18 protein-coding genes are annotated in these 21723 nt (G+C 72.9%); 5 read left to right on the plus strand and 13 right to left on the minus strand.

Translation table 11 applies throughout. The annotated features are described in order from the left end of the window. The first annotated feature begins 16 nt into the window (after positions 1-16). On the plus strand, positions 17-2485 hold the full coding sequence (locus tag DEI88_RS02040) for an ATP-dependent helicase (RefSeq protein WP_111012179.1): 2469 nt from the start codon (positions 17-19) through the stop codon (positions 2483-2485). A 36-nt stretch (positions 2486-2521) separates the two neighbouring features. On the opposite strand, the gene DEI88_RS02045 is transcribed toward DEI88_RS02040, so the two are convergent. From DEI88_RS02045 to DEI88_RS02075, 7 genes are all read right to left on the minus strand, one after another. After that, a complete protein-coding gene (locus DEI88_RS02045) occupies positions 2522-3046 on the minus strand; it encodes a GNAT family N-acetyltransferase (protein WP_111072784.1) in 525 nt (174 codons plus the stop codon). Positions 3047-3065: 19 nt separating this feature from the next. After that, entirely contained in the window at positions 3066-3728 is a 663-nt protein-coding gene (locus DEI88_RS02050) for a pyridoxal 5'-phosphate synthase (RefSeq protein WP_181441299.1), read from the minus strand. Positions 3729-3915: 187 nt separating this feature from the next. Beyond that, entirely contained in the window at positions 3916-4608 is a 693-nt protein-coding gene (locus DEI88_RS02055) for a hypothetical protein (protein ID WP_181434595.1), read from the minus strand. 154 nt (positions 4609-4762) lie between these two features. Next, positions 4763-5560: a hypothetical protein gene (locus DEI88_RS02060; RefSeq protein WP_111072782.1), complete on the minus strand. Its 798-nt coding sequence runs from the start codon at positions 5558-5560 to the stop codon at positions 4763-4765. Continuing rightward, the gene (locus DEI88_RS02065; RefSeq protein ID WP_111072781.1) at positions 5557-7353 is read right to left on the minus strand and encodes a WXG100 family type VII secretion target; all 1797 of its coding nucleotides are present in this window, start codon (positions 7351-7353) and stop codon (positions 5557-5559) included. Before DEI88_RS02065 ends, DEI88_RS02060 begins: the two co-directional genes overlap by 4 nt. Before the next feature lie 2 nt (positions 7354-7355). After that, the gene (locus tag DEI88_RS02070; RefSeq protein ID WP_111072780.1) at positions 7356-7682 is read right to left on the minus strand and encodes a hypothetical protein; all 327 of its coding nucleotides are present in this window, start codon (positions 7680-7682) and stop codon (positions 7356-7358) included. Between the two features lie 76 nt (positions 7683-7758). Continuing rightward, positions 7759-8055: a WXG100 family type VII secretion target gene (locus DEI88_RS02075; protein ID WP_111009757.1), complete on the minus strand. Its 297-nt coding sequence runs from the start codon at positions 8053-8055 to the stop codon at positions 7759-7761. 179 nt (positions 8056-8234) lie between these two features. On the opposite strand from DEI88_RS02075, the gene DEI88_RS02080 reads away from it, so the two are divergent. Then, entirely contained in the window at positions 8235-12677 is a 4443-nt protein-coding gene (locus DEI88_RS02080) for an FtsK/SpoIIIE domain-containing protein (protein ID WP_111072779.1), read from the plus strand. Positions 12678-12691: 14 nt separating this feature from the next. On the opposite strand, the gene DEI88_RS02085 is transcribed toward DEI88_RS02080, so the two are convergent. From DEI88_RS02085 to DEI88_RS02110, 6 genes are all read right to left on the minus strand, one after another. Continuing rightward, positions 12692-13297, minus strand: coding sequence for an FHA domain-containing protein (locus DEI88_RS02085; protein WP_111072778.1), 606 nt, complete (start codon positions 13295-13297; stop codon positions 12692-12694). Next, positions 13297-13932 (minus strand): hypothetical protein, encoded by a 636-nt coding sequence (locus tag DEI88_RS02090; protein ID WP_111072777.1) that lies wholly within the window; start codon positions 13930-13932, stop codon positions 13297-13299. The genes DEI88_RS02085 and DEI88_RS02090 overlap by 1 nt, the downstream gene beginning before the upstream one ends. A 52-nt stretch (positions 13933-13984) precedes the next feature. Continuing rightward, positions 13985-14839, minus strand: a complete 855-nt coding sequence (locus tag DEI88_RS02095) for an oxygenase MpaB family protein (RefSeq protein WP_349775212.1) — start codon at positions 14837-14839, stop codon at positions 13985-13987. Beyond that, positions 14764-15063 (minus strand): hypothetical protein, encoded by a 300-nt coding sequence (locus tag DEI88_RS02100; protein ID WP_111009752.1) that lies wholly within the window; start codon positions 15061-15063, stop codon positions 14764-14766. The genes DEI88_RS02095 and DEI88_RS02100 overlap by 76 nt, the downstream gene beginning before the upstream one ends. A gap of 138 nt (positions 15064-15201) precedes the next feature. Further along, complete coding sequence (locus DEI88_RS02105) at positions 15202-15636, minus strand: ester cyclase (RefSeq protein WP_111009751.1); 435 nt, start codon at positions 15634-15636, stop codon at positions 15202-15204. A gap of 304 nt (positions 15637-15940) precedes the next feature. After that, positions 15941-17596, minus strand: coding sequence for a RecQ family ATP-dependent DNA helicase (locus tag DEI88_RS02110; RefSeq protein WP_111072776.1), 1656 nt, complete (start codon positions 17594-17596; stop codon positions 15941-15943). A 192-nt stretch (positions 17597-17788) separates the two neighbouring features. Between DEI88_RS02110 and sucC the strand changes: the two genes are divergently transcribed. From sucC to DEI88_RS02125, 3 genes are all read left to right on the plus strand, one after another. Then, positions 17789-18958: an ADP-forming succinate--CoA ligase subunit beta gene (gene sucC, locus DEI88_RS02115; protein WP_111009749.1), complete on the plus strand. Its 1170-nt coding sequence runs from the start codon at positions 17789-17791 to the stop codon at positions 18956-18958. A gap of 14 nt (positions 18959-18972) precedes the next feature. Continuing rightward, positions 18973-19863 carry a succinate--CoA ligase subunit alpha gene (gene sucD / locus DEI88_RS02120; protein WP_111009748.1) on the plus strand — a complete coding sequence of 297 codons (891 nt, stop codon included), beginning with the start codon at positions 18973-18975 and terminating at the stop codon, positions 19861-19863. Between the two features lie 64 nt (positions 19864-19927). After that, positions 19928-21652, plus strand: a complete 1725-nt coding sequence (locus DEI88_RS02125; protein WP_111072775.1) for a cell division protein PerM — start codon at positions 19928-19930, stop codon at positions 21650-21652. Positions 21653-21723: the final 71 nt, after the last annotated feature.

Here is a 21723-nt window from a genome sequence, read left to right on the forward strand (position 1 = left end):
CTAGACTGACCCGGTCATGACGATCGTGCTCGACCCCTTCGACTCCGCTCCCGATGACGGGGCGGGTCGACCCGCGCGCAGCGGCACCGCCACCTACGACGACCCCTTCACCGCCGGCCTCAACCCGCAGCAGAAGGCCGCGGTCGAGTACCGCGGCGAGTCCCTCCTCATCGTGGCGGGCGCGGGATCCGGCAAGACGAGCGTGCTCACCCGGCGCATCGCGCTCCTCCTGGCCAACCGCGAGGCCTGGCCGAGTCAGATCCTGGCGATCACGTTCACGAACAAGGCCGCGGCCGAGATGCGCGAGCGTGTCCAGGCGCTCGTCGGCGGGGCGGCCGAGGGCATGTGGATCTCGACGTTCCACTCGGCGTGCGTGCGCATCCTCCGACGCGAGTCCGAGCGGTTCGGGTTCACGTCGTCGTTCACGATCTACGACTCCGCGGACTCGCGCGCACTGCTCAAGCGGATCCTCAAGGACCTCGAGGCCGACGCGCTCGGGCTGACGGTCGGCGCCGCCGCCAACAAGATCTCGAAGCTCAAGAACGAGCTGCAGGACGTCGAGTCCTACGCCCGCGACATCAACACGAACGACCCGCAAGAGGTCATGTTCCTCGAGGTGTTCCGGCAGTACTCACGCGAGCTCCGGCGGGCGAACGCGTTCGACTTCGACGACCTCATCGGGCAGACGGTGTTCCTGTTCCGGGCGTTCCCCGACGTCGCCGCGCTGTACCAGCGGCGCTTCCGGCACGTGCTCGTCGACGAGTACCAGGACACGAACCACGCCCAGTACGCCCTGATCCGCGAACTCACACGGCCGGTCGCACCCGAGCAGGTCGACGCGCTCGAGGCATCGGGGCAGCACGTCGACCGCATGCGGGAGCCCGACGGGTCGATCGCGCCGGCGTCGCTCACCGTGGTCGGCGACTCCGACCAGTCGATCTACGCCTTCCGCGGCGCGGACATCCGGAACATCGTCGAGTTCGAGCGGGACTTCCCGAACAGCCGGGTGATCCTGCTCGAGCAGAACTACCGGTCGACGCAGAACATCCTCGACGCCGCCAACGCCGTGATCGCGAACAACTTCGACCGGCAGGCCAAGAACCTGTTCACGGATGTCGGGGCCGGCGAGAAGATCACGGGCTTCACGGGCTACACCGGGCACGACGAGGCCCAGTTCGTCGCAGACGAGATCCAGCGGCTGCACGACGACGAGCACATGGACTACCGCGACATGGCGGTGTTCTACCGGACGAACTCCCAGACCCGTGCGCTCGAGGAGATCTTCATCCGCGCGGCGATCCCGTACCGGGTGCTCGGCGGCACGAAGTTCTACGAGCGTGCCGAGATCAAGGACGCCATGGCGTACCTGATCACCGTCGCGAACCCCGCGGACCCGCTCTCGCTGCGCCGTATCCTCAACGTCCCGAAGCGCGGCATCGGCGCCGTCACCGAGACGGCCCTGCAGCGGTACGCCGACCAGAACGAGGTCTCCCTGCGCGAGGCCCTCCGGCACGCCGACGAACTCGGGTTCGGGCCGAAGGTCCGCACGGCGATCACCGACTTCGCGGCGCTGCTCGACGCCGTCGCCGAGAAGGCCCCGACGCAGCCCGTGGTCGACACCCTGACGCAGCTGCTCGACGGCTCGAAGCTGCTCGAGGTGCTCCGGATGTCGCCGGACGCCCAGGACGCCGCCCGCGCCGACAACATCGACGAGCTCGTGGCGGTCACGCGGGAGTTCCAGAAGAACAACCCCGACGGCACGCTCTCGGACTTCCTGACCGAGGTCTCCCTGGTCGCCGCGGCCGACGAGCTCGACGACTCCTCGGGCACCGTCTCGCTCATGACGCTGCACACCGCGAAGGGGCTCGAGTACGACGCGGTGTTCCTCACCGGCATCGAGGAGGACCTGCTCCCGCACCGCATGTCCGCCGGCGAGCCCGGTGGCCCGGCCGAGGAACGCCGTCTGTTCTACGTGGGCATCACCCGCGCTCGGAAGCACCTGTTCCTCTCGCTCGCGATGACGCGCGCGCAGTTCGGTGACGTCAACGTGGCCATGCCCTCGCGGTTCCTCCAGGAGATCCCGGACGGGCTCATCGAGTGGAAGCAGTCACCGGGCATGGCGAACAGCCGTGGTGGCACGCAACCCCGCGCCCTGAACGCCCGGCGCGAGGGCGGCGTCGGACCGGGCGGCGGCGCGGGCTGGCGCGGACGGGGCGGCGGGTTCGCGGGCGGCAGCTTCGACCGGGCCACGGCCGCGGCGAAGACCCGCCCGAAGACCGAGTGGTCGAACAGCGTCTCGGGGCAGGTGCGCGACAACGGCGACATGGAGCTCGCGCCGGGGGACCGGATCTCGCACGTCGACTTCGGCGAGGGACGCGTCACCGCTGTGACGGGCAGCGGGGCGAAGCGGATCGCCGAGGTCCAGTTCGACACGGCCGGGCGCAAGAAGCTCCTCATCAAGATCGCGCCGATCGAGAAGCTCTGACGATCCGCGGGAGCCGGGTCGGGCCTCCCGGCCTGCTCAGCGCACCATGCGGACGGTCGCGCCGATCGGCGGGAACGCGCCGGTGGTGCCGTCGGTCCTGAACCCATTGCGCCGGTAGAACGCCTGCGAACGCGGGTTGTCGGCCGCGACCCACAGCGACGCCGGCCGGTCCGCCAGCGCCGCGTCGAGGAGCGCCTGGCCGATGCCGGTGCCGTGTGCGGCGGCGAGGACGTAGAGCATGGTCAGCTCGGTGGGGCGGTGCGCGTCGGGGCGGTCGTCGGCGGCAGGGCCGGTCGGCTGCTCGTCCCCGTCGGGGTCGTCGGGGTCAGTGGTCGTGGCGAACCCGACGACCGCACCGTCGACGACCGCGACCACCGTGCCGAAGGACCCGGCGGCGAGGTTCTGTTCCCACCGCGCGACGCGCGGCTCGATCTGGAAGGCGGGATGGTCCTCCCCGTCGACGAGGTGCGCGTACGTCTCGCGCCACGACACGGCGTGGACCGTCGCGATGCCGCGGGCGTCCGCGGCGGTGGCGGTGCGGACGACGGCGCGGTGTGCCATGACCTCAGGGTAGGACCGGTCAGGGCTGCAGTCGGTCGACCCGCCAGGAGCCCTCCGCGCTCCGGTAGCGGAGGCGTCGGTACACGCGGTCGCGGGCGCTGAGCCAGAACTCCGCCACGTCCGGCACGAGGCGGTACGCGGCCCACGCCGGTGGACGCGGGACGGCGTCACCGTGCTCGTCGAGCAGGGCGTTGGCCTGCGCGATCAGGTCGTCCACGACCGACCGCGGGTCGTGTTCGGCGGGGAACGCCGCGGACTGGTGGCACGCCGCGGTCGCGGCCCGGGACTTCGGGGAGCGCGCCGAGAACAGGGCGTCGGCCGCGGCGTCGTCGAGGCGCACGACGTGCCCCTCGAACCGGAGCTGCTGCCCCGTCTCACGCCAGTAGGCGTGCAGGGCGGCGTTCGGGTTCGCCGTGAGCTCGACGCCCGTGGGGGTGTCCGTGCCCGTGCCGAACAGCAGCCCCTCGTCGGCGAGCTCCTTGACGTCGACGGTCCGGGCGCTGAGCACACCCGTGGGGCTCGCGGTGGCGAGGGTCATCGCGAGCGGTTCGCGGACCTCCCGGGCGGTCGCGGCGTCGAGCCAGCGTCGCGCGAGCGTCATCGGGTGGTCGGGGTGGGCGGTCAGGCCGTCGAACTCCGGGAAGCTGGCGGTGTCGTCGCGGGTGATGCGGTCCGTGGTCACGAGCCCACGATGCTCCTGCGGGCGTGCGAGCGCATCACGACCACGGGCCTTCGAGCGCGTGCTGGGCCGGACTCCGTCGCTTCTGCCAGCGGGTCCGACGGTGATCCGCGATGGGTACGACGGGTCCTCCGGGCCCCCGCGGCTCGATCCGCGCGGGCTGTCCGTGGGCGTCACCCCCGTCGTGCGTTCACGTCGTCGTCGGATCCGTCGCACCGAGCGCGGTCGACACGGGGTCCTGCGTCCTGACCCACATCGCGTGCTCGACGGGCAGTTCGTCGATCCACGTCGTGGTGACCGGATCGGGCACGCCCAGCGACGACGACACGTCGTACACCGCCTCGGCGTACCGCAGCGCGGCGTCCTGATCGCGAGCGGTGACGACCACGAGCAGGTCTTCCGGAAGGGACTCGACCGCATGTCGGAAGACCCACACGCGCGGTGTCTCGGCGGTGGCGGGAGCGTGCGCATGGAGTGCCTCGATGAACCGCCGATCCCGACGCGTCACCCGATCGAGCGCGACCTGCGCGCCGACGGGAAACGGCCCACTGGCGCTCACCAGCGCCGCCTTCTCATCGGGCTGCACGACCTGCGGGAAGGGGCGGTCGATGTCGACCACGAGACCCCACTCGTCGGGGATCCGACGGAGGAGCTCGTGCACCGGGATCGACAGCATCCGGGCAGGGGTCCCCGCAGGGATGCGAGCGAGGGCGTCCTCGGGCACGGTGAACCCCAACACCAGTGCGACACCCGCTGGCGTGCTGACCGCCAACGGAACACCCTGCTCTTCGTGTCGGAGGACGATGACCTGTGCCTCGGCGAACCCGTACTTCGAGCGAAGCATCATGTCGCGGTGCGCGTTCCGCGGAGGCGTCAGGGGCATGGGGTCATCCCGTCGTCGTCGGTGGTCGAGGGAGGCGGTACCGGGCTCCCGGGCTCCCCGTCGAACTCCATCATGGCCGCGATGCGCTGCCCGTTTCGACTGCGGTCACCGGTTCTGGCCGCAAGGGATTCCGCGTGTGACGTCGGCGTCCGGTTCACGGTTCGAGGACCAACGCGAATCGGGGTCGTTCCGCGCGGAACGGTTGGGGGAAGTCGCGCACGATGCCGTGGCCGTCGCCGAAGTCCTCGACGAGGACACCGGCCGGCAGTGCCGCCGTGGCGAGCAGCTCCGACCAGACGTGGTGGCCCGACACCCGGACGCCCGCCGAGTGCTCGACCAGTCCGGACAAGCGCCGGTAGCGGCCGAAGGCGGAGTGCACGCGCGCGCCCGCACCGCGGAGCTGAGCCACCAGTGCGGGGAGACGGCCCCATCCGCCCTGCGGGTCAGCGGGGTCGCGGAGCGCGGCACGGAGCGGGATCGGACGCCGCATGACCGGATCGGCGGTGTCGGTCGCGACCGTCTCCGTGCCCGGACGAGCGAAGCGGAGGTCCACGGCGTACCGCGAGCCGCCAGCCTCGAGCCCGTCGCGGACCCGCAGTCCGTCACCGTCGTGCCCGAGGGCCGGTACGGCCTCGTACGTGGTCCCCGGCGGCAGCACCCACCGCGCCGCGAACTCGGCGGGCGTCGGCACGGGACCGAGCAGCGTCATCCGTCGGTCAGCGATGATCTCGTTCCCTCGCTCCATCGCTGGCCCTCGGTGTTCGAGGAGTTCGTACCCGGACGCCTGGTACCAGTTGACGAGGCCGAGCAGCCGCCCGTACTCGGGCCACATCGGGACGGGCGACGGCGGCACGACGAGCCGACCCGTGCCGTCGCCGGCGGGCTGGGTCGCCCAACTCGCCGAGCGCGGCAGGATCTCTTCGCCGCCCCGCGTGATCCCGCGGGGGCTCACTGCGCAGCGACGGCGTGATGCCGGAGGTCGTCGGCGTAGTCCCAGGGCGTCGCCACGACGAGGCCGCGAGCACCGACACCCATGGAACGGAGTGCGGAGCCGTACTCCTCCATCCGGAGCGTGCCGGGGAGGGGATGGACACTGGCAGGATCCATGAGAGGCCGGTCGATCGACTGGAAGGCCGTGCCCCACGACGAGCGGTCACCTGGGATGAAGACCTCGCTCGCGCCGCCTGCGCCGTACTGCGGATTGGCCACTGCCGATCCGATGGCGTGCGGCAGGGGCTGGGTGACCAGGTAGGTCTCGCCCTGTGGCCGGAAGGTCTGGAACGGGCCGCTCGCGTCGTGCACTCCGACCTGCACGTTGGCGGCGTACTGCGCGGCGTCACCACCAGTCGTGATGAGATCGTGTGCGGGTCCCTCGCTCATCACGTAGAACTCGCCGTTCCCGACCACCTGCAGGCGTTGACCGACGATGGACGTCGGTCGACCCGAGCGCCACGGGTCGACCCCCGGATAGCCGCTCTTCCAACCGCTCGTTGTGCCCTGCCAGTGCCGGGCGCGAGCGGCGACCGAGGGGAGGTCGGACCGCCAGTACGCCTCCACGCCATCGCGGAAGGCGCCGCGCGCGTTCCGCACGTCCCGCACCCCGGCCGGGAGCCCCGCGACGACGAACGCGCGGAGCGACTCCACCGACCGGAGCGCCGTCCCGTGCCGCACGTTGGCGACGAGGTGCGGGAGCGCGGTGAACGACCGCGCCGTGTTCAGCACTTCGGAACCGACGTGCCTGCCTGCGGAGGCGATCCCGCCCGCGAGTCCCGCGCCCTTGGCGAACTCCTCGCCGACCCGGGCCGCGGTGGTGATCCCCTTGCCCATCGGGATGCAGTCGAGGGCCGCGAACGCGAGGTCCCACCCGTCCGCCTGGCCCTTGGTCATCTTGTAGACGGTGTCGGCGAGCACGAGGAGCGCGACACCCGCGACGATCCAGGCGATCGGACCGCCGACGATGAGCGCGATGACGCCCCCCACGGCCACGACGACCTTGGCCACGGAGACGATGTCGCTCCAGACCTCGGACTGGAACACCTCGTCCCAGACGGACTGCTTGCCGAGACCGGCGTCGGCCGCGTGGCCGATCGCGGTCGCCGTGCGACGTTCGCCGTCCTCCCAGTCGCCACGGGCCTCGGCGACCAGACGCTTCGCGGCGTCGATCCGGGACTGCGCGGCGGTGATGGAGCTCTGTGCGGCCTCGACCCCGTCGGATGCCACGGCGGCGTTGTCGGACGCGGCGCGCAGCTGCGCCGGGGTCGGGACCTCCGCGCCGGTGGGCGGCGTCGAGCTGGCGGGGTGCGCGGCGGCGAGCGCGGTGAGACGGGAGGCCGTCGCCGCGCAGTGCGCCGCGGTCGCCTGGGCGTCGTCGAGCCGGTGACGGGCGGCGTCGAGGTCGCCGGCTGCGTCCTTGGCGTCGGCGAGGGCACCGTCGGCGCGGTACTGCGTGTGGTCGACGACGTCGGCCCACCCGAGGAGCGCGGTGGCGACGTCGGCGTACGAGTGCACGAGCTTCGCGAGGTCGGTGGGGGTGTCCTGGATCGCGCGGACGAAGACGTCGGCGGCTTCACCCTGCCAATCGGTGAGCCAGCCCGAGCCGCGGACGGACCGGAGGCGCGTGGTCGCGTCGTCGGCGGCCTCCGAGATGCGCTGGTACTCACGGGCCATCATGCGGACGACGGTGGGGTCGCCGGGGACCGGGTCGAACCCCTGGTCCACGACCGCCCAGCCCGTGGGACGGGACACGGCTACTGCGCCGATCCGGCGGCGGTGGGCCCACCGGCCTGGTCGTCGACCCGCAGGGCGGAGGCGAGGTGGGCGTCGGTCTCGCGGTAGGCGCGCTCGGACGTCGTGAGCATGGCAGCGAGGGCCGCGGTGGAGTCCGTGATCCTCCGGCGCTTGTCCTCCCACCGGTGGTCGAAGTCGTGCAGCGCACCCTGGACGACCCGCGATCCGATCTCGTCGTCGGATGCGTCGACCTGCTTGTGCGCACGCTCCAGCGTGCGGTGCACGGTCGTCAGGTCCCGTTCCAGTTCGCCGAGACCCATGAGGTCGACGAGCAGTCGGTCTGCCATGGCGATGTCCCTCCCCGTCGCGCGGATACGCCCACGACCCGTGCGCCGCGGACGGCGCACGCGTCGTGGAGCGATGTCAGCCCTTGAGGCCCGATGCGAGCGACTCGTCGGTCTCGGACAGGGTCTGCGACGCCTTCGTCAGGAATGACGAGAGCCCGTCGAGGCCCTGCACCGTCTGCGTGACGCCCCGGTTGAACTCGTCGTAGGACTCACCGAACGCCACGGACGACTTGTCGGTGACGTAGCCGTCCGAGATGAGCTGCTGGATCTTGCGCTGCAGCGCGGACAGACGGTCCTCGATGTCGGCTTGCCCCGCCTTGAGGTCGGATGCCGCTGCCTCGAGGTCCGCGTAGGACACGTTGATGTTCGCCACTGGTGCTCCCTTTCCCCGGAGTCATGCTGTATTTCCCCCCGTTCGGGGCGTTCCACGGCGCGACACTACCATCGACGCGTCGGCCGCACAGCGGTTCTCCACAGTTCATGCAATCGCATGTGCTAAGGGGCCCCGCTGTCAGAGGTGCCCGCCACGATGGCGGGGCGAGGGGGAGCAGGATGACGTTCACGTTCACGATGGTGGACCGCGACAGCGGGCAGACGGCCAACGTCCACGTCGACGGCGACACCGGGCGGGCGGTCCGCGAGGTCGTGGCCGAGGCCGAGCGGCTGCTCGCGACCGATGTCACGTCCGCCACCGGCCCGGCGACCTACTTCGTGGGCGAGCGCCCGTTGGACCTCGACGCGTCGATCGCCGCCTCCGGTGTCCGTGACGGCGTGGTGGTGAGCCGGAGCGCCGAGGCCGTCCCACCGCCTCCCGTCCGTGCGCTGTCACTCGGCGAGGTCCGGATCGTGTCCGGACCGCACGCGGGCACGGTCGTCCGGGCCGACGCGGGGATCGTCACGATCGGCTCGGGGGCGGCGGCCCAGCTCCGCGTGGAGGCCGCCACCCAGGCCGACGGCCTGGCGGACGCCGCCGCGGCGCTCGGCGGCCAGGGCGTGCCCGACATTGCGCTCCTGGTCTCCGTCGGTCCGGACGGCGCGACCGTGCGCCCGGTCAACGGGTACGCGGGTGCCGCGCTCGACGGCGACCCCGTGGTGACGGAAACCGCATGGGCCGAGGACGCGCAGCTCACGATCGGGTCGGCCTTGCTCGCGTACGGACGCCCGCGGAGCCGCGGAGCGCACCTCGCGCTCGCCGAGGACGGCATGGCCTTGGAGTACAACCGGCCACCCCGCATCCTGCCGCCGGACGACCACGCGCGGTACCAGTTGCCGGTGCCGCCGGTCGAGCCGCCGGCCAGAGCCCTGCCGATCCTCATGGCCCTGGCCCCGATGGGCATGGCCGTCATGTTCGTGTCGACGACGGGCCGCTGGATCTACCTGCTCGTCGCCCTGCTCTCGCCCCTCGTCATGGTGATCACCGGGTTGCAGGGCCGACGGCAGGGCAAGAAGACCCACCGGCAGCGGGTGGCCGAGTACGAGGACACCCGGGCGCGGATCGAAGCGGACGCGACCGAGTCCCTCCGACGTGAGCGTGCGCGGTGGATCGCCAGCGCGCCCGATCCGGCGGACGTGTACGAGACCGCCGTCGGGCCGCTCCCGCGCCTCTGGGAACGCCGCCCGACCGACCCCGACCACCTGCTCGTCCGCGTCGGCACCGCGACGCAGCGGTCCGAGGTGACGCTCGAGGACCCGGAACAGCTCTCGCACAAGCGGACGGTCACGTGGGACGCCCGCGACGTCCCGGTGCGGATCGAGCTCGCCGAGCGGGGCGTGCTCGGGATCGCGGGCCCGGGGGACGACGCGCGTCGGATCGCGAACTGGGTGGTCGCGCAACTGGCGACGCTGCAGAGCCCGAAGGACCTGACGTTCGCGCTGCTCACCGACTCGACCAGGACGGGCCTGTGGGAGTGGATGTCGTGGCTCCCACACGTCCGCCGCGACGGCGCCGACCAGCCGGTCACGAGCATCGCGTCCACCGCGGCCGGCACCGCACGGCTCATCGCGGAGCTGTCCGCCACCATCGACGCCCGGAAGGAGGCCGGCGTCCGGGCCGGCCGGCAGGCGCAGCACGCCGGCCAGATCGTGGTCGTCATGGACGGCGCGCGTCGGCTCCGCGCCATGCCGTCGCTCGTCCAGGTGCTCAAGGAGGGCCCGGCGGTCGGCGTCTTCAGCATCTGCCTCGACCTCGACGAGCGCCTGCTCCCGGAGGAGTGCGACGCCGTGGTCGTCATCCGCGACGGCCGCCTCCGCGTCCGCCAGCAACGGAGCGAGCGGATCGACGACGCCCGCCCGGACCTGGTGGACCAGGACTGGCTCGAGTGGGTGGCGCGGTCGCTGTCGCCGATCGTCGACGCGAGCCCCGACGTCGAGGACGGCGCGGTGCCGTCGTCGTCCCGCCTGCTGGACGTGCTCGCGCTCGAACCGCCGACGTCCGAGGCCGTCCAGGCGCGCTGGACGCTCGGCGGGCGCAGCACGACGGCCGTGATCGGCGAGTCCATCGACGGCGCCTTCGCGATCGACCTGCACCGCGACGGGCCGCACGGGCTCGTCGCCGGCACGACGGGGTCCGGCAAGTCCGAACTGCTGCAGTCGCTGGTGGCGTCGCTCGCGGTGGCGAACCGCCCGGACGAGATGGTGTTCGTCCTCGTCGACTACAAGGGCGGCGCGGCGTTCAAGGACTGCGTCGACCTGCCGCACACGGTCGGGATGGTGACCGACCTCGACACCCACCAGGTCGAGCGCGCGCTGGAGTCGCTCGGGGCGGAGCTCCGCCGCCGCGAGCACGCCCTGGCCGCGGTCGGCGCCAAGGACCTCGAGGACCACCAGGACCTCCGTGCGAAACGGGCGGCGGCGGGTGACGCCTCGGTCCCCTCCTTGCCCCGTCTGGTCATCGTGATCGACGAGTTCGCGTCGCTCGCCCGCGAACTCCCGGACTTCGTGAAGGGCCTGGTGAACGTGGCGCAGCGGGGCCGCTCGCTGGGCATCCACCTGGTGCTCGCGACCCAGCGGCCGGGTGGCGTCGTGTCGCCCGAGATCCGGGCGAACACGAACATCCGCATCGCGCTGCGGGTGACCGACCAGTCCGAGAGCCAGGACGTGATCGGGGCGAACGACGCGGCGCGGATCGCGAAGACCACGCCCGGACGCGCCTACGTCCGGCTCGGCGCGGCGTCGCTCCTGCCGTTCCAGACCGGTCGCGTCGGGGGTCGTCGTCCAGGGGGCGTCGGCGACGACGCGGACGTCGCTCCGCTCGTGCGCGAGCGGAGCTTCGCGGACCTCAGCGAACCGGCACCGCGCCGCGCTGCGACGGCTTCCGACCTGGCCGACGTCGAGGTCACGGACCTCAGCGTGCTGGTCCGGGCCGTCGGCGACGCGGCCATGGCGATCGGCGTCCCCGAGCAGCGCAAGCCATGGCTCCCACCGTTGCCGTCGCTCGTGACCCTGGCCGACGTGGAGGCCGTGTCCGCGGTGACGGCGCCGCTCGCGGTGGCCTGGGGGCTCGAGGACCACCCCGATCGGCAGGAGCAGCGGCCCCTGGTGTTCGACCTCGACCAGGACGGCCACCTGTTCGTCATCGGCTCGCCGCGGAGCGGACGCAGTCAGGCGCTGCGGACCCTCGCCGGCGCGATGGCCCTGCGGCTCGGTGTCGGGGACGTGCACCTCTACGGCATCGACTGCGGCAACGGTGCCCTCCTGCCGATCGGCGCGCTCCCGCACTGCGGTGCAGTGGTGCAGCGACACGAGCCGGAACGTGTCGCGCGGCTGGTGACCACCCTGCTCGGTCTCGTCCGGACGCGGCAGACGGCGTTCGCCCGCGGCGGATACGGGTCCATCGCCGAGCAGCGCGAGGCCGCGCCCGCCGCCGACGAGGTCCCCATGCCCCACGTCGTGGTCCTGCTCGACCAGTGGGAGGGCTTCATGTCCTCGCTGGCCGAGGTCGAGAACGGCGCACTGCACGACGCCGTCCAGACGCTCCTGCGCGAGGGCGTCGGCGTCGGCGTGCACCTCGTCGTCACCGGGGATCGCACGCTCACCGCCGGGCGCATGTCGAGCCAGGTCGAGCGGAAGCTCCTGCTCGCCCTGGCGGACCGCGGCGACTACGCGTACGAGGGCGTGAACGGCAAGAAGCTGCCCGAGATCATCCCGCCCGGTCGGGGGTTCCGCAACGCCACGGCCACCGAGACCCAGATCGCCGTGCTCCCCGGTGGCGCCACCGGGCGGGCGCAGGCCGACGCCCTCCGCGGGATCGGTGACGAGGTCCGAGCCTTGGTGGCCGCGGACGCGCCCCGGCCGGTCCGGGTCGACGCACTCCCGCAGGGGATCACGCGCTCCGAGGCGGTCCGGTACCTGCCGGTCGCCGATGCGCGCGCCGGGAGGATCGGGGTCGGTGTGGGCGGCGACGAGCTCCGCTTCCACACCCACGACTTCGTCGACGACACCGCGGTGTTCGTCGTCGCGGGGAGCGCCCGCTCAGGCAAGAGCACGACGTTGGTCGCGATGGCCCGACACGCCCTGGACACGGGCGGGAGCGTCGTCGCGGTCGTCCCGCGCGACTCACCGCTGCGCGCACTCGCGGCCGAGCAGGCGCGGTGCACCGTGTTCACCGATCCCGGACTCAGCGCGGACGACCTCGCCGCGGCGGTCGAGGGGGCGGAGGGCTTCACCCTCGTGCTCGTCGACGACGCGGAGCTGCTCAAGGAGACCGATGCCGAGCCGGTGTTCCGCGCGATCATGGCGTCGGAGCGGGGGCGCCGCGTCGGCCTCGTGCTCGGCGGTGACGTCGAGGGCGTGGCGAGCGGATTCCGCGGCTGGCAGGTGGACGCCAAGAAGGCACGACGGGGCCTGCTCCTCGCGCCGCTGAGCACCGTCGACGGCGACCTGATCGGTGCGCGCCTGACCAAGAGCGCGCTGGGTCAGGACCGCATGCCCGGGCGGGGGTTGCTGCACGACGCGGACGGCGTCCTCCGGGTGGTGCAGGTGCCGGAGGGCGACTGATCGCGTGCGCGCCGTCAGTCGAGCGGTGTCTCGGGCACGAGCGCGGTCGCCGGTTCGGTGCGGAGCACGTGACCCCCGAAGACGACGACGTCGTCCGGGCGGATCGTGGTGCGCTGGCCCCGCGAGAGCATCGTGGAGGGGAACCCCGGGCGGTGCAGCTCGGCGCCGTTGGCGGAGTCGGCGTCGAGGACCCAGAACGAGCCCTCGGCCCCGAACCCGAACGCCAGGTGGGTCCGGCTGAGCAACCGATCCGGGTCGTCGAGCGTGATCCGGTGCGCGGTGTCGTCGTCGATCCCGGTGGCACGGAGCGACGGGTCGCGTCCGAGGACCCCGGGGCCACGCACGAGCACGCGTCGGTCGTCGTCGAGCACGAGGACGACGGCAGCGGCGGGCCGCGCCGGTGCCGTGGCGTCGGTGGCCGCGGTGTGCCCGAGCGGCCGCTCCGGGAGCACCGCGAGGAGGTCCCGCACCCGTCCGGCACTCGCCCGCGGCGCGGGCGGTGGCGTCGTCACGACCCGTGCGAGTCGGCCGTCCGCGGCCATGCGCGTGATGTCGTCGGGCGCGACCCGTTCGGGCACGACGGTGACCTGACGACGACGGCCACGGATCGGGAGGCGCATCACCGCGCCTCCCGATCCGTGGCACCGCTCGCGCCCGCGTCGATGAGCTCGAACGTGTCCGTCACCGCCTCGAAGAGGTCGAACAGCGCCTCGGCGAGGTCCACCGCGGGTGAGGCGACGCTGACGAGTGCCACCTGGTCGTCCATCGGCACGAACGTCTGCATCGTCGCGACGGGGAACGACCGCTGCCCGGACGGATCGACGATCCGGCTGATGCCCCAGGTCCGTGGGACCCGGCCGACGCGGGGGAGGTCGTGGAGGTCGACGTGCGCGCGCGCAGCATCGTCGTCACCGCTGTCCCGATCGGCCAGCATGGCGACCCGGTCGGTCAGCGCCGTGAGCGGATCGTCGTCCCCGCCGGGCGCCGGGAGCATGCTGACCGTCAGCGCACCGGACACGACCCCGTCGTCGCTCGGTTCCGCGAACGCGGCGCAGTACCGCGCGCCGGAGTCCCAGGCGGACCGGGCGAACCGTCGGAGGATCCGGACGATCTCGGTGCGGTGCTCCCGCAGGGTCGGCTGGTCCCCGACCCGTTCCTGCACGAGGGCGCTGATCGCGTCGTCGCGGTGCTCGGGTCGGACCGGCAGCTCGAACCAGGTCCGCGGCACGGTGATGGCGAAGTGGTCGGCCCCCATGCCGACCACCGTAGCGGCTGGCGCTCAGCGGCCGAGGCTCAGCGCCTGACGCTCAGCGGCCGACGACGGTGGTGCGGCGCGCGGCCGCCCGTCGGAGCGACCGCAGCAGCATCCGGACCGGGAGGCGCCGCACCGGTCCCGGGACCGCCGCCACGACCCGGCGCAGCACGGCGACGGTGCGGTCGTACCGGCGTTGCTCCGCGCCTCCCCACGCGAACCCGTACGCCGTCCGCAGGTCGGGCGGCAGCATCCCGACGGTGACGATCCGCGCGACGGGCATGAGCGCGCGGATCCAGACGGGCGCGAAGCGCGGGTGGAGCAGGTCCCGGACCACCCCGCGTGCCTCGTCGGTCACCCGGAGCGCCGCGGAGGCCCGGCGCCAGTACGCGTCGAAGGCCGCGGGCGTCGACGGCCACCGGTCCGCGGGGACCCGGAGCGCGCCGCCGAGCGGCTCGTACGCGGTGAGCACGGCTGCGGCCAGCGCCGGGTCGACCGGACCGCGGAGCACCTCGTGCATGCGGAGCGCCGACTCGTACAGGGTCGCGGCGACCCAGAGCTGGTGGTCCGGATCGTCGGCGCCCTGCACGGGTCGGTGGGCGTGCTCGACGAACGCTGCTGCGGCGCGGGCGTCGGCGGGCGAGCCGAGCACGACCGCGTAGACGTACTGCAGCGTGTGCACGAGCCGCTGCTGCGGTCGGTGCGCGAAGTCACTGTGCCGGGCGACACCGGCCGCGACGACCGGGTCCGCGATCTGCAGCAGGATCGCCCGGCCCCCCGCCATGACGAGCGAGCCGTCCGCCGCGAACCGGCGGACGGCCGGGGAGACGGTCGTCAGAGCGACCGGTACTCGTCGTTGCCGAAGTCGACGCCCTGGGACTCGGGCTCGTCCTCGCCGTCGTTCTCCCAGAGGATCGGTTCGCCCTCGCGCGGGGCACCGCCGGTCGGTCCGTTCGCCGTGCCGTCGCCCGGTTCCGGGTCCACGGTCTCGCCGGCGACGGCGTCGTTCGTGACGGTCTCGATGGACTCCTGGATCGCGTCCGGGTCCTCGTCGAACGCGACCTGGTCGTCGGTCGTCGTCTGCTCGCGGAGCTCGGTGGCGTCGTCGTCCGGTCCGATGGCGGGGTCGCTCATGGGGTCCTCCCGTGGTGCTGGTGGTGGGGACGGCCGTGGTGCCGTCCTCGTTCGTTCGTACTCGGTCCGGCCGGGGTGTGCCTCCGGACGGTGGCCGGCGTCGCTCCGCGCCGTGCGTCCGGAGCGGGGTGGTCGGCGTCAGGCCGTGACGAAGTGCGTCTCGCCGCCGGTCAGGTGCAGCTGCTCGGCGAGGCCCTTCTCGTCGGTCGCGCCCCAGCGCTCGACGATCTTGCCGTCCTCGAACCGCGCGGTCTGCAGTCCCCGGACGCGGAAGGTCCGGCCGGTGGGCGCGTGGCCCTGGAACTCGCCGCTGTGCGTGCCGGTGATCGTGAACACGACCGAGACGGAGTCATCGTCGGCGACGAGCGTCTCGGGCTGCAGGGCGACGTCCGGGAACGCGGTCGTGAACTCCTGCCAGAAGGCGACGATGCCCGCCAGCCCCGGAGCGGCGCCCGGAGCCGGGTCGTGGTCGACGACGTCCTCGGCCCACACCTCGCCGAACCGGTCGAACGCACGCTGCTGGAGCAGTTCGCCGAGGTGCTGCTGGGCCTTCGTGTTGACGTCCTTGCTCATGGTGACTCCTGTCGTCGGGTCGGCGCGGGTGCGCCGCTGGGCCACCGCGTCGGGTGACGGTTCCTGGGTACCCGCACCGGGCCTCCCGGCCCCGGCATCCGGAGGTGCCGCACAGGCAACGCCGTGGCGACGCATCGGACCGCGATCCGCCACGCGGTGTTCACCGGGCGGTCACCTGCGCGACGCCCGAGTGGGCCACGCTGCTCTGGCTCGGGGGAGTGGAGCGCGGCCGCCGACGGGTGGTCGAGCGGCCGCGCCTTCCCCCGACCCGCGCCGGGCCGCCGGCAGCGGGTGACGAGGGCCGTCAGACGGTCCGCAGGAGGCCCCGCTCGCGCACCGCGTCGATCGACAGCACGCGGTACCCCACCGACTCGAAGAACACGGTGATCCGGTCCTCCTCGGTGCTCATGACGGTCCCGTGACCCCACTCGTCGTGCTCGACCTCGGAGTCCGGCGGGTACGCGGCGTCGTTCGAGCCGTCCGCCACGTGGGCGTCCTGCGCGTACGCCGAGCCGGAGGCACACGTGTCGCAGTTGCCGCAGGGCTGGGGCAGCTCGTCGCCGAAGTAGCCGAGCAGGAACTGGCGTCGGCAACCGAGGGTCTCGGCGTACTGCCGCATCATCGCGATGCGCGACTCCTCGATCCGCTCACGGTCCTCGGCGCGGGCGACCGCGGCGTCGGCGGCGGCGTCCGCGTCCCGCGCGGCGTCGTCGTCGGTGCGGACGAGGCCGTCCTCGGTCTCCTCGAGCGCCCCGCCCTCGACGAGGGCGTTCGCGTAGCGGCCGAGGGACCGCGTGGGCACCTCCGCCGCCTCGGCGAGCTCGGGACGACGGATCGCGCCGTCGTCGGGCACGGCGTCGAACACCGTCCGGAGCTTCGCCTTGGCGGGCGTGCCGGACGCGAAGAACCGCCGCAGCCCGAGGTCCTCGGCCCGGTAGTGGAGGGTCGTGGTCGCCGGATCGCCGTCGCGTCCGGCCCGGCCGATCTCCTGGTAGTACGCGTCGACGGACTCGGGCACGTCGGCGTGCACGACGAAGCGCACGTCCGGCTTGTCGATGCCCATGCCGAACGCGTTCGTCGCGACGACGACGTCGAGGGTGCCGGCGAGGAACGCCTCGTGCACCTCCTGCCGCTCGGACGCCTTGAGTCCGGCGTGGTACGCGCGGACGTTCCGCCCGCGGTCCGCCAGCTCGTCCGCGTACCACTCGGTCTCCTTGCGGGTCGCCACGTACAGCAGACCGGGGACCGGGAGGGCCGCCACCTGCTCGACGACGGCGGCCCGCTTGCCGTCGTCGTCGCTGTGACGCATGACCTCGAGCCGGAGGTTCGGCCGGTCGAACCCGCGGCTCAGCTCGAGCGGGTCCCGCATGGCGAGCCGCTCGACGATCTCGGACCGGACCGGACCCGAGCCGGTCGCGGTCATGGCGAGGACCGTCGGGTGACCGAGCCGCTCGACGACCTCGCCGAGGACCAGGTAGTCGGGGCGGAAGTCGTGCCCCCAGCTCGACACGCAGTGGGCCTCGTCGACGACGAACAGGCGCACGCCGAGGTCGAGCAGGCGTTCGACGACCTCGTCCTTCGCGAGCTGCTCGGGCGCGAGGAACACGTACTCGGCGTCTCCGCTCGCCAGGTCGGCCCATGCCTGTTCGACCTCGCCCGCGGACCGGGTCGAGTTGACGGCGACCGCACGGGGTCCGCCGGTCTGCTCTCGCGCCTCGAGCCCCGCCACCTGGTCGTCCTGCAGCGCGATGAGCGGGGAGACGACGACGGTCGGGCCGTCGATGAGGAGCCCCGCCACCTGGTAGATACCGGACTTGCCGTAGCCGGTCGGCATCACGGCGAGGGTGTCACGTCCGCCGACCACCGCCTCGATCGCCTCGGCCTGGCCGGCGTGCAGGGCCTCCCAACCGAAGACCTCGCGGGCGGTCGCCTCGGCACGGTCGCGGATGTCGTCGCTCATGCACGACACCCTGCCGGAGCGCCGCTCGGAGGCGACCCGGCGGCCGGGGTACGACCGGCCCGGAGCGCTAGGCTGGCCGCGGCCGTTGTCTCGACATCGAGCGACCTCGACGTCGAGTGCGACCGTCCGACCAGCGCCGACGCACGACGACGGCGCTGCCCGAAGACGCACATCGCGGTGAGGAAGAACAGCGTGGATCTTTTCGAGTACCAAGCCAGGGACCTCTTCGAGTCCTCCGGCGTCCCCGTCCTGCAGGGCATCATCGCCGACACCCCCGACGAGGCCCGCGCGGCGGCCGAGCGCATCGGCGGGGTCGTCGTGGTGAAGGCGCAGGTCAAGGTCGGCGGGCGTGGGAAGGCCGGTGGGGTCAAGGTCGCGAAGACCCCCGACGAGGCGTACGAGGCCGCGCAGGCCATCCTCGGGCTCGACATCAAGGGCCACACCGTGCACCGCGTGATGGTGGCGCAGGGCGCGCAGATCGCCGAGGAGTTCTACTTCTCCGTGCTGCTCGACCGCGCGAACCGCTCGTACCTGTCGCTCGTCAGCGTCGAGGGCGGCATGGAGATCGAGCAGCTCGCGGTCGAGAAGCCCGAGGCACTCGCCCGCGTCGAGGTCAACCCGCTCACCGGGATCAACGACGCCGAGGCCGAGCAGATCGCACGCCAGGCCGGGTTCCCCGAGGACCTGATCCCCGCGGTCGTGCCCGTGTTCGTCGCGCTCTACGGCGTGTTCCAGGGCGAGGACGCCACGCTCGTCGAGGTCAACCCGCTCGTCCGCACCGAGGACGGCCAGATCCTCGCGCTGGACGGCAAGGTGTCGCTCGACGACAACGCGGGTTTCCGGCACGAGGACCACGCCGCGCTCGAGGACAGCGCCTCGGCCGACCCGCTCGAGGCGAAGGCCGGGGCGCACGGCCTCAACTACGTCAAGCTCGACGGCGAGGTCGGCGTCATCGGCAACGGAGCCGGGCTCGTCATGTCGACGCTCGACGTCGTCGCGTACGCGGGGGAGCGCCACGGCGGCGTCAAGCCCGCGAACTTCCTCGACATCGGCGGCGGCGCCTCGGCGGAGGTCATGGCGAACGGCCTCGACGTCATCCTCGGGGACCCGCAGGTGAAGAGCGTCTTCGTCAACGTCTTCGGCGGGATCACCGCGTGCGACGCCGTCGCGAACGGCATCGTCGCCGCGCTCGGGATCCTCGGCGACGCGGCCACGAAGCCGATCGTCGTGCGGCTCGACGGCAACAACGTGGACGAGGGCCGGCGCATCCTCGCCGAGGCGGCACACCCGCTCGTCACCGTCGTGGCGACCATGGACGACGCGGCCGAGAAGGCCGCCGAACTCGCCGCGGCCGCGGCCTAGAAGGGACCAGCACCATGTCCATCTTCCTCGACAAGGACTCGAAGGTCATCGTCCAGGGCATCACCGGCGGCGAGGGCACGAAGCACACCGCGCTCATGCTCAAGGCCGGGACGAAGGTCGTCGGCGGCGTGAACGCGCGCAAGGCTGGCACGACGGTCACACACGGCGACGTCACCCTGCCCGTGTTCGGCTCGGTGACCGAGGCCATCCAGGAGACCGGAGCGGACACGTCGATCGTGTTCGTCCCGCCGGCCTTCGCGAAGGACGCCGTGATGGAGGCCATCGACGCCGAGATCCCCCTCGTCGTCGTCATCACCGAGGGCATCCCGGTGCAGGACGCGGCGGAGTTCTGGGCACACGCGAAGGCGCTCGGGGGGAAGACCCGGATCATCGGGCCGAACTGCCCCGGCATCATCACGCCGGGTGAGTCCCTCGTCGGCATCACCCCCGCGAACATCACGGGCAAGGGGCCGATCGGCCTCGTGTCGAAGTCGGGCACGCTGACCTACCAGATGATGTACGAGCTCCGGGACCTGGGGTTCTCCACCGCGATCGGCATCGGCGGCGACCCGGTCATCGGCACGACGCACATCGACGCGCTCGCCGCGTTCGAGGCCGACCCCGAGACGACCGCGATCGTCATGATCGGTGAGATCGGCGGCGACGCCGAGGAACGCGCGGCCGACTTCATCAAGGCCAACGTCACGAAGCCGGTGGTGGGCTACGTCGCCGGGTTCACGGCGCCGGAGGGCAAGACCATGGGGCACGCCGGGGCGATCGTGTCCGGCTCGGCCGGCACGGCCGAGGCGAAGAAGGCGGCGCTCGAGGCCGCCGGGGTCCGCGTCGGCAAGACCCCGAGCGAGACCGCGGCCCTGCTGCGGGAGGCAGTCGCCGCACTCGGCTGAGTGTCGCCCGGCCCGCCGCGCGCCGACCCGGTGTGCGGCGGGCCCTCCCGTATCCTCGTCCGCGATGAACCGCCCGGGCACCGCTCTCTTCGCCGCCGTCGAGGCCGTCGTGACGGTCGCCGTCGGCGTCGGGATCGCCCTCGTGCCGCTGACGCTCCTCTGGGGCATCGAGTACGGCCTGCAGGTCCCGTGGCTCGCGTTCTGGCGGGCGGCGGGCAGTGTCTGGCTGATCGGCCACGGCGTCGACGTCACCTTCGTGCTCGACGCCGCCACCGCCAAGGCGACCGGCCTCAGCGGCGCCGACGCGCCCATCGTCCTGACGATCGCGGCGCTCGGGTTCGCGGTGATCACCGCGTGGCTCGGCGCACGCGCCGGTCGACGCCTCGCCGAGACCGAACACCGCGTGACCGGCAGCATCGCCGGCATCGTCGTCGTCGCCGCGTTGGCGCTCGCCGTCGCGCTGTCGACCGTCAGCGTCGCGGCTCGTCCCTCGATCTGGCAGTCGGTCCTGCTGCCGACCCTCTGGTACGCCGTGCCGCTGCTCGTGGCGGCCGAGGTCGCCCGACGCCGCCGGGGCGCCGATCCCGACCCCGCGACCGCCGCGGTGCTCGACGCCGTCGACCGGATCCCGGGCCCGTGGCGCTCCGTGACCGACGTGGCGCTGCGCGGCGGTCTCGGCCTCGTGGCGGTGCTCGTGACCGCGGCGGCCCTGCTCGTCGCCCTGCTCGTGCTCGGGTCGTACGCCCAGGTCATCACGCTCTACGAGCAGTCGCACGCGGGACTCGTCGGCGGCCTCGCGATCACGGTCGGTGAACTCGCGTTCCTGCCCGACCTCGTCGGCTGGGCGATGGCGTGGATCGTCGGCCCCGGGTTCGCGATCGGCACCGGGTCGGACGTCTCGCCGATCGGCACGACCCTCGGTCCGATCCCGGGCATCCCCGTCCTCGGCGCGCTGCCCACCGGAGGACACACGTTCGGCCTGCTGTCCGTGCTGGTGCCCGCCGTCGGGGCGTTCCTCGTCGCCGCGCTGCTCCGCCCGCGGCTCGTCCGCGCCCTCGCGGAGGGGAACACGGCCGGACGCCGCGCCGTCGCCGGCGTCGGCATCGGCGTGGTGGCGGGGTTGGCGACGGGACTCGCCGCGTGGCTGACCGCCGGTTCCCTCGGTCCCGGACGACTCGTCACCGTCGGGCCGTCCCCCGTCGCCGTCGGGGCACTCGCCGCGCTCGAGGCCGGTGTGCCGGCGGTCCTCGCGCTCGCGGTCGGCAGCGACCTGGTGCGGTGGCCGGAGCGCGACTCCTGGCTGCCCCGCCGTGAACGCTGGCGCGACGACGATGCGGAGGCGGCCGCCCCGCTCCCCGTGGACACCATCACCGAGGACGACGACGGCGGGTTCCTCGGCGCGCTCGACCGGGCCGGGGCGGCGGACACGACGACGGTGGGCGGCCGCACCGGTGGCCACTCCCGGTTCCGCGTGACGGGACGCAGTGGTGCGACGATCGCGCACCCCGAGCAGCCGACCGAGCCGGTGTCCGACGGGGACCCGGAGGTCGTCCGCGAGCTCGAGCGCGAGCTCGAGCGGGAACGCGAGGCCGCGCTGCCCCAGCTCCCGCTCGGATGGGCGGCCCGGCCGTCCGGGCACGCCGAGACCAGAGGGTCCGACGGCGCCGAGTCGACGTCGCCCGAAGCGGTCGGCGGCGAGGCCGACCAGTGGGACACCGACGTCGTCGACGAGATCCCCGAGCACGAGCTCCCGTGGTGGCGTCGGCCCAAGGGCGACGCCGGCCGCTGAACGACAGCCGCGGCGACGCCGCCCGCTGAACGACACCCGCGGCGACGCCGCCCGCTGAACGACACCCGGTA

Source organism: Curtobacterium sp. MCBD17_003 (genome assembly GCF_003234885.2).
Taxonomy (GTDB): Bacteria; Actinomycetota; Actinomycetes; order Actinomycetales; family Microbacteriaceae; genus Curtobacterium.

Coding starts and splice junctions, on each gene's coding strand:
- DEI88_RS02090 (WP_111072777.1), bottom strand. CDS start 13,932: ATGGGGGCCGACCACTTCGCCATCACCGTGCCGCGGACCTGGTTCGAG.
- DEI88_RS02055 (WP_181434595.1), bottom strand. CDS start 4,608: ATGCCCCTGACGCCTCCGCGGAACGCGCACCGCGACATGATGCTTCGC.
- DEI88_RS02125 (WP_111072775.1), top strand. CDS start 19,928: ATGAACCGCCCGGGCACCGCTCTCTTCGCCGCCGTCGAGGCCGTCGTG.
- DEI88_RS02110 (WP_111072776.1), bottom strand. CDS start 17,596: ATGAGCGACGACATCCGCGACCGTGCCGAGGCGACCGCCCGCGAGGTC.
- DEI88_RS02045 (WP_111072784.1), bottom strand. CDS start 3,046: ATGGCACACCGCGCCGTCGTCCGCACCGCCACCGCCGCGGACGCCCGC.
- DEI88_RS02080 (WP_111072779.1), top strand. CDS start 8,235: ATGACGTTCACGTTCACGATGGTGGACCGCGACAGCGGGCAGACGGCC.
- sucD (WP_111009748.1), top strand. CDS start 18,973: ATGTCCATCTTCCTCGACAAGGACTCGAAGGTCATCGTCCAGGGCATC.
- DEI88_RS02070 (WP_111072780.1), bottom strand. CDS start 7,682: ATGGCAGACCGACTGCTCGTCGACCTCATGGGTCTCGGCGAACTGGAA.
- DEI88_RS02040 (WP_111012179.1), top strand. CDS start 17: ATGACGATCGTGCTCGACCCCTTCGACTCCGCTCCCGATGACGGGGCG.
- DEI88_RS02085 (WP_111072778.1), bottom strand. CDS start 13,297: ATGCGCCTCCCGATCCGTGGCCGTCGTCGTCAGGTCACCGTCGTGCCC.
- DEI88_RS02100 (WP_111009752.1), bottom strand. CDS start 15,063: ATGAGCGACCCCGCCATCGGACCGGACGACGACGCCACCGAGCTCCGC.
- DEI88_RS02105 (WP_111009751.1), bottom strand. CDS start 15,636: ATGAGCAAGGACGTCAACACGAAGGCCCAGCAGCACCTCGGCGAACTG.